The organism is Roseomonas sp. TS2 (genome assembly GCF_058833935.1).
In genome coordinates, this window is the sequence record NZ_JCACVY010000005.1 from 37,804 (window position 1) to 53,847 (window position 16,044).

Here is a 16,044-nt window from a genome sequence, read left to right on the forward strand (position 1 = left end):
CTGCCACCCATACGGGAGAAAACATGCCCAACCCCCCCATCGGCTTCGCCCCCGGCATCAGCCTTTCCGTCGCCTCCCGCATCGGCGAGGCGGCGCTGGCCAAGGGGCGTGAGCTGAACCTCGCGCCGCTGACCGTGGTGGTGCTGGACCAGGCGGCGCAGCCGAAGCTGCTGCTGCGCGAGGACGGCGCCAGCCTGCTGCGGCCCGAGATCGCCACCGGCAAGGCCTTCGGCGCCATGGCGCTGGGCTTTGGCGGCCGCGAGCTGGCGCGCCGCTCAGCCAAGATGCCGGGCTTCATGAACGCCTTCTCCGACCTGTGCGGCGGCCGTGCCGTGCCGGTGCCGGGCGGCGTGCTGGTGCGCGATGCGCAGGGCACCGTGCTCGGCGCCGTCGGCATTTCCGGCGATGCCTCGGACAAGGACGAGGTCTGCGCCGTGGCTGGCATCGAGGCGGTGGGCCTGGTGGCCGACACCGGCGACCCAGAGTGATGAACTAATAGAAAAAAGACGGGGGTCCGGGGGAATTCCTTCCCCCGGCCTTTTTGCCTTTCAGTCCTTCCCCAGCCCCAGGTCGCGCAGCAGCTTCCTGTTGGTTTCGCTCTCCGCCTGGAAGCGCTTGTGGAAGGCGCGCCCGGTGAGGAAGGTGGGCACGGCGTTCAGCCGCTCCGCCGCCAGCCGGAAGGGCTCGCTGGTCACCGCCAGGCGGCAGGCTTCCTCGATGGCGTTGGCCGCCTCGTCTGGGATGTCGGCCGGCGCCACCAGCCCGCCAGCCGAGGTGCCCGCCACCGGCAGCCCCATCTCCTCCGTGGTCGGCACGGCCGGCAGGCCGGGCAGGCGCCGGCTGCCGAACACCGCCAGCACCGGCAGCCCCGTTGCCGCGGGAATCGAGGGGCTTTCCACGAACACCATGATCTGCCCGCCCAGCGCCCCCTGGGCCATCGGGCCGGCGCCGGTATAGGGCACGTGCAGCCCGTCGGCCCCGGCCATGCGGAGGAGCGCGGCCAGCAGGATGTGCTGGGTGCTGCCCTGGCCGGGCGAGCCGAAGACCAGCGCCTCCGGCGCGCTGCGCGCCAGCGCCACCATGCCCTTCAGGTCGCGGAAGGGCATGTCGCGGCTTCCCACCAGCACCTGCGGGTTGTCATAGACCATGCAGAGGTAGCGGAAGCTGTCCACGCTGTAGGACAGGGATTGCAGGTGTGGCTGCGCCGTCAGCGGGTTGTTGGGCGACATGCCGATGGTGTAGCCATCCGGCCGGGCGCGGGCGACCTCGGCATCGCCGATGGTGCCGGCCGCGCCGCCGCGGTTGACCACCACCACCGGCTGGCCGAGCGCGCGTGCCAGCTCCTGCTGCAGCGCGCGGGCCATCAGGTCGGTGTTGCCGCCGGGCGGGTAGGGCACGACCATCTGCAACGGCCGGCTGGGGAAGCGCTCCTGCGCCCGCGCCGGGAGATGGGTGGCCGCCAGCAGGGCGCCGGCGGCCAGGGCCAGCGCGAGGGCGCCGCGGCGTCGTGTTCTGCGCATGGCGCGGCCGTGCTCGGGCCGGCTCAGCCGCCGACGCGGGCGGGCTGGGGGAAGAACTCGGCGGGGCGCATCAGCGAATTGAGCTGGCTGACCAGGTAGCCGGCCTCGGCGCTGCGGCGCATGAACTCGATCCATTCCGGGTCCGCCTGCATGGCGGCGCGGCGGCGCTCGCGGTCGGCGGCGTTCTCATAGGCCCAGATATGCACGTAGCAGTTCACGTCGCCGGTCTCAGTGACGAGGTAGGCCACCGGCATGCCCAGGTGCCGCGTCTGCGCCGCCAGCCCGTATTCCTGGTACAGCGCCAGCTGCTTGCGGATGGTTCCCGGGCGGCAGACGTAAGTGCGGTGGTCGAGCAGCATGGTTCGTTTTCCTCCGTTGCCGGAGCAGCATGATCCGGGCGCCGGCCCAGAGCAACCCATGTGGCAACCCATGTGGCAACCCGGGGTGGGCCGGGGTGTTGCCCCATGGGCGCCGGCACGGCGGCGGCCTGGCATTCATCGACACGGACAGGGCGGGGTTGAGTGATGGCGGAAGGCAAGGTGCGTTACGCGGTGGTGGGCGGCGGCTGGATCTCGCAGGCGGCCTTCATGCCGGCGGTGGCGCGGACGCGGAATTCCACCCTCGCCGCCATCGTCACCGGCGATGCCGAGAAGCGCGCGGCGCTCGGCGCCCGCTACGGCATCCCCGCCTATGACTATGGCGATTACGACCGGCTGCTGGCGTCCGGCGACATCGACGCGGTCTATCTCGCCACCCCCAACTGGCTGCACCGGGAGGGCACGGAAAAGGCGCTGGCGGCCGGCATCCATGTGCTGCTGGAGAAGCCGGCGGCGGCCAGTCTGGAGGATGCGGAGGCGATCCGCGATGCCGCCGCCCGTGCCCGCGCGAAGCTGATGGTGGCCTACCGGCTGCATTTCGAGCCCGCCACCCTGGCGGCGCTGGAGGTGGTGCGCAGCGGCCGGCTGGGGCAGGCGCGCCTGTTCTCCTCCGCCTTCGCGCAGATCGTGGCGCCCGGCAACCACCGCAGCAAGCACGGCTACTGGGCCGGCCCCGTGGTGGATATGGGCCCGTACCCGATCAACATGGCGCGGCACGTCTTCGGCGAGGAGCCGGTGGAGATCGCTGCCATCGGCACGCGAGACCCGGCGCTGGAGATGAATTTCGACGACACCGTCTCGGTGTCGATGCGCTTCCCCGGTGGCGGGCTGGCGCAGTTCTCGGTCAGCTATGCCGGGCGGCCGGTGGACCAGTACCGCATCCTCGGCAGCGCGGGCGATCTGGCGGTGGAGCCCGGATTCACCTTCGGCACAGGGCTGCGGCACCGGCTTTCCCTGCCGGGCGGCGTGCAGGAGGAAGGCTTCGCCGCGACCGACCAGTTCGCCGGAGAGCTGGAATATTTCTCGGATTGCGTGCTGCGCGGGCTGGACCCGGAGCCGGATGGCGAGGAAGGCTGGTGCGACATGCGCATCCTCGATGCCATCGAGCGCGCCCTGGCGCAGGGCGGGCGGGTGGCGCTGCCGCCCTTCCAGCGGCGCGCCCGGCCAGTGGCCAGCCAGCGGCGGGAGATCCCGCTGGACGCACCGCCGCCGCCCCTCGTCAACGCGCACGCCCCCGGCGAGGGATGAGCGGCGCGGCGCGGCTCAGGCCGGCACCGCCGCCGGCCGTGCCGCGTCGCGGATCGGCAGATGCACCAGCGCGGCGAACACGCCGGCCAGGATGCTGATGATCCACATCAGGTCGTAGCTGCCGGTGCGGTCGAAGATGAGGCCGCCCAGCCAGGCGCCGGTGAAGCCGCCGATCTGGTGGCCAAGGAACACCAGGCCGAACACCGTGGCCAGCCAGCGCATGCCGAAGTTGCGGGCGCACAGCGCCACGGTGGGCGGCACGGTGGAGAGCCACAGGATGCCCATGACGGCCGAGAAGGCCAGCACCGTGCCGGTGGTCTTGGGCGCCAGGAAGAAGATGGTCATCAGCACGGCGCGGCTGGCGTAGATCGCCACCAGCAGCTCCCGCCGCCGCCATTTCTGCGTCAGCTCCCCCGAGATCAGCGAGCCCGCCACGTTGAACAGGCCGATCAGGCTGATGGCGCCGGCGCCGACATAGCTGGGCAGGTGGCAGCTCGCCACGAAGCCCGGCAGGTGCACCGCCAGGAAGCTGACATGCAGCCCGCAGACGAAGAAGCCGAAGAACAGGCACCAGAAGGAGGTGCTGCGGAAGGCACGGCGCAGGGTCTGGCCCGCCGTCTCCTCGGCCGCCGCGGCGGCGCGGCCCGCGGCGGTGGTGGGCGGGGGCGCGGGGCGGTCGTTCAGCGGCAGGGCCAGCGGCACCATCAGCAGCGCCGCGCCCGCCATGACCAGCAGCGCGCCCTGCCAGCCGAAGCCGGCGATGCCGAAGCCCGCCAGCGGCACCACCAGGAACTGCCCGAAGGAGGAGCCGGCGGTGCCGAGCCCGGTGGCACGGCCGCGCTGCGATTCCGGCAGCAGCCGCGTCATGCTGGCCATGATCACCGGCATGCCGGCGGCCGAGACCGCGACCCCCATGACCAGCCCGGCGAAGAAGGTGAAGAGCGGCAGCCCGTCGGACAGCGCCATGCCCAGGATGCCCAGCATGTAGAGCACCGCGCCGCCGATGATGACGTTGCGGCCGCCGATCCGGTCCGCCAGCTGCCCGCAGAGCGGCTGGGAGATGCCGTTGACCAGCACCTGCAGCGCGATGGCGAAGGCGAAGCCGCTGGCGGTCCAGCCATTGGCGGCGGTCATCGGCGCCAGGAACAGGCCGAAGGATTGCCGCAGCCCCATGGCCAGGGCGGCGGCGCCCACGCCGCAGAGCACCAGGATCATCATGGGGGAGAGGCGGCGCCCGGGTAGGGCGCCGGGGCTGGCCCCCTGGGCTGCGTTGGGTTCGGGCGGCATGGTGCTTCCTCGCGGGCGTCGTTGCGCGAGGATGTCGCCCTCCGCGCGGGGCGGCAAGCCCGCCGCCGGCATGGCTGGGCGGGTTGCCCCGGCGCTGGCGGCATGGGAGAGGCAGGCGATGCTGCGCGCCCTGTACGACCGCATCCTCGCCCTCGCCGGCCACCGCCACGCGGAGCGCTGGCTGGCCGCCGTCTCCTTCACCGAGAGCAGCGTGTTCCCGGTGCCGCCGGATGCGCTGCTGCTGCCCATGTGCCTGTCCCGGCCGGAGCGCGCCTGGCGCTACGCGGCCATCTGCACCGTGGCCTCGGTGCTGGGCGGCCTGGCCGGCTACCTGCTGGGCTTCTTCCTCTACGAGACGCTGGCCGAGCCGCTGCTGCGCGCCTACGGCCAGGAGGAGGCGCTGGCGAATTTCGAGGCATGGTTCAGGGAATGGGGCGTGGTGGCGGTGCTGGTGATGGGGCTGACCCCCATCCCCTACAAGGCGGTGACTATCGCCGCCGGGGCCGCCGCCTTCAGCCCCGCTGCCTTCATCCTGGCCAGCCTGGTGGCGCGCGGGCTGCGCTTCTTCCTGCTGGCCGGGCTGCTGCGCCGCTACGGCGCGCCGATGCGCGACTTCGTCGAGCGCCGGCTGGCGCTGCTGACCACGCTTGCGGCGGGGTTGCTGGCCGGCGGCGTGCTGGTGCTGCGCGGGGTCTGAGCCGGCGGCGGGGCGGCCGGCGGAGAACCGGCCAGGCCCCGCGCCCAGCCGCGCCTCGTATCTCAGCCCAGCGCCTTCGCTGCCTCCATCACCGCCTTGGCGTGGCCCGGCACCTTCACCTTGCGCCAGACCTTCGCCACGCGGCCGTCGCGGCCGATCAGGAAGGTGCTGCGCTCCATGCCCATGTAGGTGCGGCCATACATGGATTTCTCGACCCAGGTGCCATAGGCCTGTGCCACCGTCTTCTCCGCGTCCGAGGCGAGGGGGAAGGCGAGGCCGTACTTCTCGGCGAATTTCTCGATCGGCTTCATCGGGTCCGGCGAGACGCCGATGACGGCGAGGCCGAGGCCCTGGAGCGCCGGCAGCGCCTCCTGGAAGTCGCAGGCCTCCTTCGTGCAGCCCGAGGTGTCGGCCTTGGGATAGAAATACAGCACGAAGGGCTGCCCCTTCATGGCGGCGAGCGAGACGCTGCGCCCGCCGCTGGCCGGCAGCTCGAACGCCGGGGCGTCCATGCCTTCCTCGATGCTCATCCAGTTCCTCCTGCGAGCCGGCCGAGGCGGCGCTCGAAAATGTCGCGCACCTGCTCGGCCTGGATGCGCATCTGCTGGCGGAAGGCCGGAAGGTCAACCGCGCCTGCATCGACGCCCGCCTGGCCCAGCAGCGGCGCCGTGGCGCGCAGCAGGGCGGCGGCGGTGGGGGCGGGCAGCGCCTCCTGCCGCCAGCGGCCGAGCGTCAGCCGCAGCAGGCCGAGGGTGGTGCGCCACAACCGGTCGGCGGCGATCAGCGTCTCCGCCTCCGCCGCCGGCAGCAGCCGGGCGCGGGCGAGGTTGGCCAGGGCCAGCCGCGTGGTGGGTGCCAGCACCTTCGGCTGGCGCGCCGCATGGGCGAGCTGCAGCGCCTGGGCGATGAACTCCACCTCCACCATGCCGCCCGGCATGGCCTTGATGTCCCACGGGCCGTCCACCGGCAGGTCGCGCAGCATGCGGGCGCGCATCGCCACCGCGTCGGCGATCGCGGTCTCGCCCGCATGGGCGATGATGGCGCCGCGCACCGCCTGCCCGATGCGCCGCCGCAGCGCCGGCGGCCCCGCCACGCAACGGGCGCGGGTGAGCGCCATGCGCTCCCAGGTCCAGGCGCTCTCGGCATGGTAGCGGGTGAAGGCGGAGAGCGAGGTGGCCACCGGCCCCTTGTTGCCCGAGGGGCGCAGCCGCATGTCCGCCTCGTAGAGCTTGCCTTCTGCGCCGGGGGCGGTGATGGCGCCGATCACCTGCTGCGCCAGCCGGCTGAAATAGACGCTGGGCGGCAGGGAACGCGGCCCGCCGCGGCTTTCCTCGGCATCCTCCGGGTGGTCGTAGATCAGCACCAGGTCGAGGTCGGAGCCGGGCAGCATCTCCTGCCCGCCCAGCTTGCCCAGCGCCACCACCGCCAGCGCGCCGCCGCGCACCTTGCCGAAGCGGGCGGCGAATTCCCGCGCGACATGCGGCAGCAGGGCGCCGATGGCGGCATCCGCCAGGGCGCTGCGCGCGGCGCCGGCGGCATCGGCGTCGAGCACGCCCTCCAGCGCCGCGGCATCGATCTCGAACTTGCCTTCGGTCACCATGCGGCGGGCGCCGTCCAGCGCCTCCTCGAAGTGGCGCGCCTGCTTCAGCAGGGCGGGCAGCACGGCGGCGGCGGCGCCGGGGTCGTCGCCGCCGCCGCCGGCCAGCAACCCGTCGAGCGAGGCGGGGTTGTTGGCGAGATGGTTGGCCAGCGCCGGCGCCGCGCCGAGAATGCCCGCCACGCGCCGCAAGAGTGCCGGGTTGCGATGGAACAGCGACAGCATCTGCACCCCCGCCGCCATGCGCGAGAGCACGGTGTCGAACCGCGCCAGCGCCGCGTCCGGCTCGCGCTGCGCGGCGAAGGCGGCGAGCAGCGTCGGCATCAGCTGGGTCAGCAGCTCGCGCGCCCGCTCGCTGCGGGTGGCGCGCAGCCGGCCGTGGTGCCAGCCGCGCACCATTCCGGCCACCTGGGCGGGCTGCGCGTAGCCCATGGCGGAGAGGGTGGCGAGGGTCTCCGGGTCGTCCTGCGCCCCGGTGAAGACGAGGCTGCCGCCGGCCCCCTCCGCGCCCGTGTCGTGGCTGAGCGCCGGCTCGCGCTCGAACATCTGTGCGTAGTGCTGCTCCACCCGGTTGAGATGGCCGGTGAGGGTGGCGGCGAAGCTGGGCGTGTCGGCGAAGCCCATGAAGCTGGCGATGCGCGCCAGCCCCTCCTCATCCTCCGGCAGGCGCTGGGTCTGGCGGTCCGCCACCATCTGCAGCCGGTGCTCGACATCGCGCAGGAAGACATAGGCATCGGCGAGGTCGGCGGCGGCGCGGCGTTCGATGCGCCCGGCGGCGGCCAGCGCCGCCAGCGCGCCGAGCGTGGTGGGGTCGCGCAGCCCCGGGTCGCGCCCGGCCCAGATCAGCTGCAGCACCTGGGTGGTGAACTCGATCTCGCGGATGCCGCCGCGGCCGAGCTTCACGTCGTGCCCGGCCACGCGCACCTCCGCATGCGCGCCGCGCGCGCCATGCGCCACGTGGATCTGCCGCTTGATCGAATGGATGTCGGCGATCATCGCGAAGTCGAGGTGGCGGCGCCAGACGAAGGGGCGGATCTCGCTCAGGAAGTGCTCGCCCAGCGCCCGGTCGCCGCCGACGGGCCGGGCCTTGATCATCGCCGCCCGCTCCCAGTTCTGGCCGAGCGATTCGTAGTAGGAGATGGCGGTGGCGATGTTGACGGCGAGCGGCGTGGCCGCCGGGTCGGGGCGCAGCCGCAGGTCGGTGCGGAAGACGTAGCCACCCGCCGTGCGCTCCTCCATCAGCTTCACCAGGTCGCGGGCGATGCGGACATAGAGGCCGCCGGCACGCTCGGCGTTGCAGGCGGCGGCCATGGGGTCGTAGAGGACCATCAGGTCGATATCGGAGGAGTAGTTGAGTTCGCCGCCGCCCAGCTTGCCCATGCCCAGGATGACCAGCCCCGAGCCGCGCGCCACCCCGCGCGAATCGCGGGCCCCCGCGCGCGGCAGACGCAACTCCCCACGCCCGGCCGCCTCGCGGAGCAGATGCGCGCAGGCATAGTCGATCGCCGCCTCCGCCAGGGTGGAGAGCGCGCCCGTCACCCGGTCCAGCGGCCATTGCCCGGCCAGGTCGGCGGCGGCGATGATCAGCGCCGCCTGCCGCTTGGCCTGGCGCAGCAGCGCCGCCACGGCCGGGCGCGCCGCATCCGGGTCGGCGCGGCCGAGCGGGTCCAGCGCCAGGGCGAAGGCGTCGTCCGGCCCGCGCTCGGCATGGCGCAGCAGGGTGGCGCTCTCCCGCTCGGCCAACTCGGCCAGATAGGGGCTGTGGCCGCCCAGCGCCGCCAGCAGGGCGGCGCCGGCGGGGGTGGCGGCATAGGCGCGTTCGGCCGCGCCGCGTTCGGCGAAGGCCTCCAGCAGCCGTTGCGCGGCCATCCGGTCGTGCGGGGCGGGCAGGGTTCGGGCGGGGAGAGTCGCGGGGCGCATGGCAGGAGAGCCAACCCATGCGCCGGCTGAGCGGTCAAGCCCTGCGTTGCTGCGGCTGGCTCGGCGGCTGGCTGGGCCGCACCCTGCTGGCGCTGCTGCTGGTCTCGGGCCTCGGCCTCGCGGCGCTGTCCTGGCGGCTGTCGCAGGGGCCGCTGCACCTGCCCGTGCTGGCCTCGGTGCTGGAGGACATGGCGCCGCGGCTGGGGCTGGAGGAGGCGCTGGAGGTGGAGGACGTCGCCATCGCCTGGTCCGGCTTCCGGCAGGCGGACCGCTCTCCGCTGGAGTTGCGGATCAGCGGCGTGCGGCTGCGCGACGCCGCGGGCGCGGTGCGGCAGGAGCTGCCGGATGCCACCGTGACCCTGGCCTTCGGCGAGCTGCTGCGCGGCACGGTGATGCCGCTGCGCATCGCCGTGCAGAAGCCGAACGTGGTGCTGGAGCGCGCCGCGGATGGCAGCGTCACCCTGGCCCTCGGCCGCACCCCGCCGCAGCCCTCGCCCGAGGCGCCGGCCACCCCCTCCGCCGAGGGCGGCGATTTGCTGCGCGGCCTGATCGGGCCGGAGGCGGAGGACACGCCACTCGGCGCGCTGCGGCGGCTGGACCTCGCCGATGGGCGCCTGACCATCCTCGACCGCCAGCTGAACCTGGTCTGGCGGCTGGAGGCGGTGAATCTGGCGCTGCGCCGCCTGCCGGGCGGCGGGGCGGAGGGCGAGGGCAGCGCCGCGCTGCGCCTGCCGGATCATGGCGCGCCGCTGCCGGTGCGCCTCGCCGGCCGGGTGGAGGGCGCCCTGGAGCGGCTGGAGGGCAGCCTGTCCCTGCCGGCGCTGGAGCCGGCCCGCATCGCCCGGCTGATGCCCGCCCTGGCGCCGCTGGCGCTGTTCGACGCGCCGGCCTCGCTCGAGATCTCCGGCCGGCTGGACGGGCGGCAGGCGGGCGCCCTGCCGCAGCTTGACCTGAAGCTGGAGGCAGGGCCGGGCGGCATCGTCCATGCCGGGCGGCGCATCGCCTTCGCCGGCCTGTCGCTGGCGGCGGAAGGCAACCCGGCGGCGCTGGAGCTGCGCCGGCTGCGCCTCGCCCTGCCGGCGGTGGCGCGGGAGAACGGCGGCGCCACCCCGGCGCCGCCGGTGATCGAGGCCAGCGGCCAGGCACGGCTGGAGGGCGGGCGCTGGCGCGCCGGGCTGGACCTCTCCCTGGCCACGCTCGCCGCCGCCGATCTCGGCGCCTACTGGCCGGAAGGGGTGGTCCCCGGCGCCCGGAAGTGGGTGGTGGAGAACGTCACCGGCGGTGCCTTCCAAGGTGGCCGGTTCGCGCTTGCCGCCGAGGCGGCGGCCGATCTTTCGGGGCTGCGCGTCACCGCGCTGGACGGCACGCTGGGGCTCGAGCAGGGGGTGGTGCACTGGCTGCGCCCCATCCCGCCGCTCGAGGCGGTGGCGGCCACGGCGCGCTTCGGCCTGAAGGAGATCCGCATCGAGGCCGCCACGGCGCGGCAATCGGGCACGGCGCTGAGCAGCCCGGGCGCGGTGATCCGCTTCCACGGGCTGGACGGCAGCCAGGAGCAGGCCGAGATCGAGGCGAAGCTGCGCGGCCCGGTGCCGGAGGTCGTGGCGCTGATCCGCCACCCGCGGCTGAAGCTGTTCGAGAAGCGGCCGCTCGACCTGAAGGAACCGGGTGGCCAGATGGAGGGCACGCTGCGCCTGGCCTTCCCGCTGCTGGAGGACATCCCCTCCGAGGTGCTGCGGGTGCAGGTGCAGGCGAGGCTGACCCAGTTGCGCCTGGCCGATGTGGTGCTGGGCAAGCGGCTGGAACGCGGCACCGCCGAGCTCAGCGTGACCAACAGCACGCTGAAGGCCAGCGGCAACGCGCAGCTCGACGGCATCCCGACCCAGCTCAGCGTTGAGATGGATTTCCGCCCCGGCCCCGCCACCCAGGTGGTCGAGCGCATCCGCGCCGAGGCGAGGCCGGATGCCGCCCGCATCGCCGATTTCGGGCTGGACCTGGAGGGCTTCGTGGCCGGCCCGGTCGGCGTGCAGGCGGTGATGGAGAAGCGCCGCGCCGGCGACATGCGCGTCAGCATCAATGGCGACCTGCGCGAGAGCCGCATGACGCTCACCCCCTTCGCCTGGAGCAAGCCGCCCGGCCAGCCCGCCACCGCCCAGGCCGAGCTGCGGGTGGAGGGGGAATCGCTGCGGGCGGTGGAGAGCTTCCGCGTCACCGCGCCCTCGCTCTCGGCGCGGGGGCGGGTGGGCTTCGCCGCCGCCAGCCGGCCGGAGCGGGTGGATGTGACGGAAGCCGCCATCTTCGCCGGCCGCTTCGCCGCGCAGGCCTGGCCCCCGGCGCGGCCCGGCACGCCCTGGCGCTTCCGCCTGGAGGGGCCGGTGCTGGACCTCGGCCCGGCGCTGGCCGCGCAGGACGCCGCCGGTGGCGACGCGGCCGGCGGCGACGGCCCGCCCGTGGCGGTGGAAGGCCGGTTCGACCAGGTGCGGCTGGGCGAGGGGCGCGTACTGGCCGGTGTCTCCGGCCGTGCGCTGGCCGATGCACGCGGCGTGCTGCGCGAGGCCCGCTTCACCGGCCAGACCGGCCCGGGCGGCGGCTTCGACGTGGCGGTGACGCCGGATGGCGCGGGCCGCGCCCTGCGCCTGCACGCCGAGAATGCCGGCGACCTGCTGCGCGCCTTCGACGTGCTGCGCACCGTGCAGGGCGGGCGGCTGGCGGTCACCGGCCGCTGGCCGGGCAACGCTCCGGGGGCGACGCTCGGCGGCACGGCGGAAATGGAGAATTTCTCTGTCAGCGAGGCGGAGGGGATCGGCAAGCTGCTGCAGGCACTCACCGTCTATGGCGTGTTCGACGCGGTGCGCGGCCCGGGCCTCAGCTTCTCCCGCATGGTGGCGCCGTTCCGGCTGACGCCGGAGACGCTGTTCGTGCAGGAGGCGCGCGCCTTCTCCGCCTCGCTCGGCGTCACGGCGAAGGGCAGCATCCCGCGCCATGGCGGCGCGCTGGATCTCGAGGGTACCATCGTGCCCGCCTATGTCCTCAACTCGCTGCTGGGGCAGATCCCGCTGCTCGGGCGGCTGTTCAGCCCGGAGCAGGGAGGCGGGCTGTTCGCCGCCACCTGGCGGATGCGCGGGCCGGTGCAGGACCCCGCCGTCTCGGTGAACCCGCTGGCGGCGCTGACGCCGGGCTTCCTGCGCGGGCTGTTCGGCGGCGGCGCCGCGCCGGGGCAGCAGCCGGCGCCACCCGCGGAACGCTGACGCGGAACCCGGCGCGGGCCGGGTTCCGCACCGGTCAGGCGGCCGGGCGCACCAGCACGTGGCGCTTGCGGCCGGCGGAGAGCTTGGCCGCGCCGTCGCGCAGGTCGGCCGCCGAAACCTCCAGCGCCTCGTCGGTGATGGCGGCGTCGTTCAGCCGCAGCCCGCCCTGGCGGATCAGCCGGCGCGCCTCGCCCTTGCTGGCGGCGAAGCCCGCCTGCACGGCGAGGTCGATCGCCGGCGCCGGCAGGGGTGCAGCGATCGAGGGCAGCGTCTCGGCCGCCTGGCCCTCCTCGAAGGCGCGGCGCGCCGTCTCGGCGGCAAGCGTGGCGGCTTCCCGCCCGTGCAGCAGGGCGGTGGCCTCGGTGGCCAGGATCTTCTTGGCCTCGTTCACCTCCGAGCCGGCCAGCGCGCCGAGGCGGCGCACCTCCTCCATCGGCAGCTCGGTGAACAGCGCCAGGAAACGGCCGACATCCGCGTCCTCCGTGTTGCGCCAGAACTGCCAGTAATCGTAGGGCGCCAGGCGGTCGGGGTTCAGCCACACGGCGCCGCCGGCGGTCTTGCCCATCTTGGTGCCGGAGGCGGTGGTCAGCAGCGGCGTGGTCAGGCCGAACACCTCGGCGCCGTCGCAGCGCCGGTTCAGCTCGACGCCCATGATGATGTTGCCCCACTGGTCGGAGCCGCCCATCTGCAGCGCCACCCCGTGCCGCCGCCGCAGCTCCAGGAAGTCGTAGGACTGCAGCAGCATGTAGTTGAACTCGAGGAAGGAGAGCGGCTGCTCGCGGTCCAGCCGCAGCTTCACGCTGTCCATCGTCAGCATGCGGTTGACGCTGAAGTGGCGGCCGATGTCGCGCAGGAAGGGGATGTAGAGGAGCTGGTCCAGCCAGTCCTTGTTGTCGACCATCATCGCGTCCGTCGGACCCTCGCCGAAGGACAGGACGGCGGCGAAGGTCTTGCGGATGCCGGCCTTGTTGACCTCGATCTGCTCGTCGGTCAGCAGGGGCCGGGCCTCGTCGCGGAAGGAGGGGTCGCCGATGCGGGTGGTGCCGCCGCCGAGCAGCGCCACCGGCCGGTGCCCGGTCTTCTGCAGCAGCCGCAGCATCATGATCGAGAGCAGGTGGCCGACATGCAGGCTGTCGGCCGTGCAGTCGAAGCCGACATAGGCGGGAAGCGGCCCCTGCTTCATGCGCGCGGCCATCGCCGCCTCGTCCGTCACCTGGTGGATGTAGCCGCGCTCGCGCGCGACATGCAGGAACTCGTCCATCGTCGCCTTTGTCCGCTTCATGTCCCAGCCCGGCCCCAAGAGTTGTTCCCCGGGGGACTTCCGCTGGCGCTGCGCCCCTAGCACAGTGCGCGCCATGCTGCGAACCATTGGTCTGATGAGTGGCACCTCGCTGGATGGCGTGGATGCCGCGTGGGTTGAAACCGACGGAGACCGGATCGGCCGGGTGGGGCCGAGCCTGACGCTGCCCTACGAGCCGGAACTGCGGCGGGACCTGCGGAAGCTGCTGGACATGGCGGGCGACCTGCCGTCCGACGACCCCTTCCTGCTCGACTGCGAGCGGCGCGTGACGGAGCGCCACGCCGAGGCGGTGATCCGCCTCGGCCAGCCGGCCGAGCTGCTCGGCTTCCATGGCCAGACCATCCTGCACCGCCCGGCGGCGGGCCGGCCGGGCGAGGGCCGCACCTGGCAGATCGGCGATGCGGCGCTGCTGGCGCGCGCCACCGGCCTCCGCGTCGCGCATGATTTCCGCAGCGCCGACGTGGCGGCGGGCGGGCAGGGGGCGCCGCTGGTGCCGATCGTCCATGCCGTGATGGCGGCCGACCTGCCGAAGCCGCTGGCCATCCTGAACCTGGGCGGCGTCGGCAACGTCACCTGGATCGGCGCCGACCACCGATTGGTGGCCTTCGACACCGGCCCCGCCAACGGCCCGCTGGACGACTGGGCGCGCCGCGCCACCGGCGCTGACTATGACAAGGATGGCCGGCTGGCGCTGGCCGGGCAGCCGGATGGCGCGGTGCTGGGGCGGCTGCTGGCGCACCCCTACCTCGCCGCGCCGCCGCCCAAATCGCTCGACCGGCTGGATTTCGACCGCGCGCTGCGCGAGGCGGGCGCGGCCGAGCTCTCCCCGGCCGATGGCGCGGCGACGCTGGTGGCGTTCTGCGCCTGCGCCGTGGCGGCGGCGGGGCGTCACTTCCCCGAGCCGCCGCGGCAATGGCTGGTGGCCGGCGGCGGCCGGCGCAACCCGGCGCTGATGCGCGCCCTGGCCAGCGCCCTGGCCGAGCCGGTGCGCCCGGTGGAGGTGGCCGGCTGGGATGGCGACGCGCTGGAGGCCCAGGCCTTCGGCGTGCTGGCGGCGCGGGTGGCGAAGGGCCTGCCGCTGACCTATCCCGGCACCACCGGCACGCCGGAGCCGCTGACGGGGGGGCGCCTGACCGCCTGACTCCGTGCCGCCCCCTCCGGGGCCGCGCGGCTCAGGCGCCGCGCGGCCGCAGCCGGGCGCGCATCGCCGCGTGCGCGGCGAGGAAGCGGGTGGCGGCGTCGGGCGCCGCGTTCCAGGGCAGCGAGACGCGGATGGCGCAGGCCGCGTCGGCCTCCAGCCCCATGGCGCGCAGCACCGGGCTCGGCCCCACCTTGCCCGAGGAGCAGGCGGCGCCGGAGGAAACCCGCACCCCGGCGAGATCCAGCGCGATTACCTGCGTCTCGGCGGGCACGCCGGGCAGCACCAGGCAGGCGGTGTTGGGCAGGCGCGGCGCCGCGCCGCCCGCCACCGGCAGGCCGGCGCCGGCCTCGATGGCGTCCCGCAGCGCGGCGAGGCGCCCGGCCTCCTCCGGCTCGAGCGCCGCCACGGCGGCGGCGAAGCCGGCGATGGCGGGCAGCGCCTCGGTGCCGCCGCGCCGGCCGCGCTCCTGCCCGCCGCCCGGCAGCAGCGCCGGAATATCCAGCCCCGGCCGCAGCAGCAGCGCGCCGGCCCCCTTCGGCCCGCCCAGCTTGTGGGCGGAGAGGGCGAGCGAATCAGCGCCCAGCTTTTCCAGCGTCACCGGCAGGCGGCCGGCGGCCTGCACCGCGTCCACATGCAGCAGCGCGCCATGGGCGCGGCACAGCGCCGCGGCCTCGGCCAGCGGGTGCAGCACGCCGGTCTCGTTGTTGGCGGCCATCAGGCAGACCAGGGCGGGGCCGCCCGTGGCCAGGGCGGCCTCCAGCGCGGCGAGGTCCAGCGTGCCGTCGGGCCGCACGGGCAGGGTCTCCACCGCCGGCCCGGCGCGCAGGATGGCCGGGTGCTCGGTGGCGCCGGCCAGGATGCGCCGGCCGGCGCCCAGCCCGTGCAGCGCCAGGGCATTGGCCTCGGTCGCGCCGGCGGTGAAGACGAGGTCCCGCGGCCGGCCGCCGAAGCGGGCGGCGATGGTGGCGCGCGCCTGTTCCAGCAGCTGCCGCGCCGCGCGGCCCTCGGCATGGATGGAGGAGGGGTTGCCGGTCAGCTCCAGCGCCGCCAGCACGGCCTGCCGCGCCTCGGGGCGCAGCGGCTCCGTGGCGTTGGCATCCAGGTAGAGGGAGGGCGCGCTCATGCCGGCTTCGAGGGGGCTTCCGGGGCCGGGGGGATGGCGCGGCCGCAGACCCGGCCCTCCACCACGTCCAGCAGGGTGGTGTGCTGGAGGAAGAGGCGGATCTGCTCCCCCAGCTCGTGCCACAGATCGTGCGTCAGGCAGCGCTTGCCGGCGAGGCAGCCGGGCGAGCCTTCCTCGCAGCGCGTGGCGACGATCGGCTCGTCCACGGCGTCGATGATGGTGCCGATGGCGATGCTCTCCGGCGCCAGGGCCAGGCGGTAGCCGCCCCCCGGCCCGCGGGCCGAGGCGACCAGCCCGGCGCGCCGGAGCCGCGCGAAGAGCTGCTCCAGATAGGCGACCGAGAGGCATTGCGCCTGGGCTATCTCGGACAGGCTGACGGGCCGCTCCCGGGCCGAAATGACATCTGCGCCTGCCGCATGGCTGTCATCCACCGGGGGCTGGCCTCGCGCGCGCGCGGCCAGCTCGACCATTGCCATGACAGCGTATCGTCCACGTGTAGACAGGCGCATCAATCGGTTCTTCCTGTCTGAACCGGATCGGGCCGCTCAGGGGCGGCTAGCAAGAAAGCCACACCGGGCTGATGCCCATG

Annotated in this window: 13 protein-coding genes; 5 read left to right on the forward strand and 8 right to left on the reverse strand. The window is 74.2% G+C overall.

Annotated elements, in window-relative coordinates; genetic code table 11:
• Positions 1 to 23: 23 nt before the first annotated feature.
• Positions 24 to 488, forward strand: coding sequence for a GlcG/HbpS family heme-binding protein (locus ACZJYS_RS02165; protein ID WP_109515390.1), 465 nt, complete (start codon positions 24 to 26; stop codon positions 486 to 488).
• Positions 489 to 548: 60 nt separating this feature from the next.
• On the opposite strand, the gene ACZJYS_RS02170 is transcribed toward ACZJYS_RS02165, so the two are convergent.
• Together ACZJYS_RS02170 and ACZJYS_RS02175 are read right to left on the reverse strand one after the other, a co-directional pair.
• The gene (locus tag ACZJYS_RS02170; RefSeq protein WP_493175474.1) at positions 549 to 1,520 is read right to left on the reverse strand and encodes a tripartite tricarboxylate transporter substrate binding protein; all 972 of its coding nucleotides are present in this window, start codon (positions 1,518 to 1,520) and stop codon (positions 549 to 551) included.
• Between the two features lie 23 nt (positions 1,521 to 1,543).
• Entirely contained in the window at positions 1,544 to 1,879 is a 336-nt protein-coding gene (locus ACZJYS_RS02175; protein ID WP_109515392.1) for an NIPSNAP family protein, read from the reverse strand.
• 165 nt (positions 1,880 to 2,044) lie between these two features.
• On the opposite strand from ACZJYS_RS02175, the gene ACZJYS_RS02180 reads away from it, so the two are divergent.
• Positions 2,045 to 3,145, forward strand: coding sequence for a Gfo/Idh/MocA family protein (locus ACZJYS_RS02180; protein WP_379634403.1), 1,101 nt, complete (start codon positions 2,045 to 2,047; stop codon positions 3,143 to 3,145).
• Between the two features lie 15 nt (positions 3,146 to 3,160).
• Here the strand turns inward: ACZJYS_RS02180 and ACZJYS_RS02185 are convergent, their stop codons facing one another.
• Positions 3,161 to 4,432 (reverse strand): MFS transporter, encoded by a 1,272-nt coding sequence (locus tag ACZJYS_RS02185; protein WP_493175478.1) that lies wholly within the window; start codon positions 4,430 to 4,432, stop codon positions 3,161 to 3,163.
• A gap of 118 nt (positions 4,433 to 4,550) precedes the next feature.
• On the opposite strand from ACZJYS_RS02185, the gene ACZJYS_RS02190 reads away from it, so the two are divergent.
• Positions 4,551 to 5,129 carry a YqaA family protein gene (locus ACZJYS_RS02190; protein WP_493175480.1) on the forward strand — a complete coding sequence of 193 codons (579 nt, stop codon included), beginning with the start codon at positions 4,551 to 4,553 and terminating at the stop codon, positions 5,127 to 5,129.
• Between the two features lie 62 nt (positions 5,130 to 5,191).
• Here the strand turns inward: ACZJYS_RS02190 and ACZJYS_RS02195 are convergent, their stop codons facing one another.
• Positions 5,192 to 5,659, reverse strand: a complete 468-nt coding sequence (locus tag ACZJYS_RS02195) for a peroxiredoxin (RefSeq protein WP_379634399.1) — start codon at positions 5,657 to 5,659, stop codon at positions 5,192 to 5,194.
• Complete coding sequence (locus tag ACZJYS_RS02200; protein WP_493175482.1) at positions 5,656 to 8,646, reverse strand: bifunctional [glutamine synthetase] adenylyltransferase/[glutamine synthetase]-adenylyl-L-tyrosine phosphorylase; 2,991 nt, start codon at positions 8,644 to 8,646, stop codon at positions 5,656 to 5,658. The genes ACZJYS_RS02195 and ACZJYS_RS02200 overlap by 4 nt, the downstream gene beginning before the upstream one ends.
• A 17-nt stretch (positions 8,647 to 8,663) precedes the next feature.
• Here ACZJYS_RS02200 and ACZJYS_RS02205 point away from each other — a divergent pair, with 17 nt between their 5' ends.
• Entirely contained in the window at positions 8,664 to 11,891 is a 3,228-nt protein-coding gene (locus tag ACZJYS_RS02205; protein ID WP_493175484.1) for a YhdP family protein, read from the forward strand.
• 34 nt (positions 11,892 to 11,925) lie between these two features.
• Here ACZJYS_RS02205 and tyrS read toward each other — a convergent pair whose 3' ends face one another.
• The gene (gene tyrS / locus ACZJYS_RS02210) at positions 11,926 to 13,152 is read right to left on the reverse strand and encodes a tyrosine--tRNA ligase (RefSeq protein ID WP_493175530.1); all 1,227 of its coding nucleotides are present in this window, start codon (positions 13,150 to 13,152) and stop codon (positions 11,926 to 11,928) included.
• 97 nt (positions 13,153 to 13,249) lie between these two features.
• On the opposite strand from tyrS, the gene ACZJYS_RS02215 reads away from it, so the two are divergent.
• Entirely contained in the window at positions 13,250 to 14,332 is a 1,083-nt protein-coding gene (locus tag ACZJYS_RS02215; protein ID WP_493175532.1) for an anhydro-N-acetylmuramic acid kinase, read from the forward strand.
• Between the two features lie 31 nt (positions 14,333 to 14,363).
• Here the strand turns inward: ACZJYS_RS02215 and ACZJYS_RS02220 are convergent, their stop codons facing one another.
• Together ACZJYS_RS02220 and ACZJYS_RS02225 are read right to left on the reverse strand one after the other, a co-directional pair.
• Positions 14,364 to 15,455, reverse strand: a complete 1,092-nt coding sequence (locus tag ACZJYS_RS02220) for a cysteine desulfurase family protein (RefSeq protein ID WP_493175486.1) — start codon at positions 15,453 to 15,455, stop codon at positions 14,364 to 14,366.
• Entirely contained in the window at positions 15,452 to 15,931 is a 480-nt protein-coding gene (locus ACZJYS_RS02225) for an Rrf2 family transcriptional regulator (protein WP_493175488.1), read from the reverse strand. The genes ACZJYS_RS02220 and ACZJYS_RS02225 overlap by 4 nt, the downstream gene beginning before the upstream one ends.
• Positions 15,932 to 16,044: the final 113 nt, after the last annotated feature.

Coding starts and splice junctions, on each gene's coding strand:
- ACZJYS_RS02180 (WP_379634403.1), top strand. CDS start 2,045: ATGGCGGAAGGCAAGGTGCGTTACGCGGTGGTGGGCGGCGGCTGGATC.
- ACZJYS_RS02220 (WP_493175486.1), bottom strand. CDS start 15,455: ATGAGCGCGCCCTCCCTCTACCTGGATGCCAACGCCACGGAGCCGCTG.
- ACZJYS_RS02205 (WP_493175484.1), top strand. CDS start 8,664: ATGCGCCGGCTGAGCGGTCAAGCCCTGCGTTGCTGCGGCTGGCTCGGC.
- ACZJYS_RS02225 (WP_493175488.1), bottom strand. CDS start 15,931: ATGGCAATGGTCGAGCTGGCCGCGCGCGCGCGAGGCCAGCCCCCGGTG.
- ACZJYS_RS02185 (WP_493175478.1), bottom strand. CDS start 4,432: ATGCCGCCCGAACCCAACGCAGCCCAGGGGGCCAGCCCCGGCGCCCTA.
- ACZJYS_RS02195 (WP_379634399.1), bottom strand. CDS start 5,659: ATGAGCATCGAGGAAGGCATGGACGCCCCGGCGTTCGAGCTGCCGGCC.
- ACZJYS_RS02165 (WP_109515390.1), top strand. CDS start 24: ATGCCCAACCCCCCCATCGGCTTCGCCCCCGGCATCAGCCTTTCCGTC.
- tyrS (WP_493175530.1), bottom strand. CDS start 13,152: ATGGACGAGTTCCTGCATGTCGCGCGCGAGCGCGGCTACATCCACCAG.
- ACZJYS_RS02190 (WP_493175480.1), top strand. CDS start 4,551: ATGCTGCGCGCCCTGTACGACCGCATCCTCGCCCTCGCCGGCCACCGC.
- ACZJYS_RS02170 (WP_493175474.1), bottom strand. CDS start 1,520: ATGCGCAGAACACGACGCCGCGGCGCCCTCGCGCTGGCCCTGGCCGCC.
- ACZJYS_RS02200 (WP_493175482.1), bottom strand. CDS start 8,646: ATGCGCCCCGCGACTCTCCCCGCCCGAACCCTGCCCGCCCCGCACGAC.
- ACZJYS_RS02175 (WP_109515392.1), bottom strand. CDS start 1,879: ATGCTGCTCGACCACCGCACTTACGTCTGCCGCCCGGGAACCATCCGC.